This is a genomic window from Paracoccus salipaludis, from assembly GCF_002287065.1.
GTDB lineage: Bacteria > Pseudomonadota > Alphaproteobacteria > Rhodobacterales > Rhodobacteraceae > Paracoccus > Paracoccus salipaludis.
On record NZ_NSJZ01000182.1, the window covers coordinates 1 to 504 of the forward strand.

General features: G+C 62.5%; 1 protein-coding gene. It reads left to right on the plus strand.

Going from position 1 to position 504, the window contains the following annotated elements; translation table 11 throughout:
* Nucleotides 1-310: 310 nt before the first annotated feature.
* On the plus strand, nucleotides 311-504 hold a 194-nt coding region (locus CK240_RS18540), incomplete at its 3' end, for a hypothetical protein (RefSeq protein WP_205957949.1).

Here is a 504-nt window from a genome sequence, read left to right on the forward strand (position 1 = left end):
GGGCGTGCCGGCTCCTGTGATCGAACCCCCACTCGCCCCTTGAGGCGAGCCCACAAGCACCGCAAACCGGCCCCAGGGCATCTTATCGGATAGCGGGGTCACCTTGATCCTTCCTGTTCCCCTGCCTGCGGCCGTGCCACCGGACCGGCAGGGCAGAAGGGAAAGGGACCGCGCTTCTTATGTTCTTAGGATACATGGATACGCTGGAGCGTTTCTGTGGTTTCAGCCTTGCCACGCTGGACCTGAAAGAGATTGACAGTTGATTGGTGGTCAACTGTAGTTGACTGGTAGTCAACTGTCGGAGCGCAAGATGCCTAAAGCGACCATCCACGAGCTGCGCCGGTCGGGAGTGTCGCAAGAGGAAATCGAGCTTGCCAAGGCCACCCAGGCAGCACAGCGGCGCAATGGCGCCCCGGTGCAATCGATCGCCGTGCTGGTCGGCGCGGCTACGCCGCGCCAGCACCACAACCCGAACCCGCTAGCGGATCTGACCGATCGCGCCCT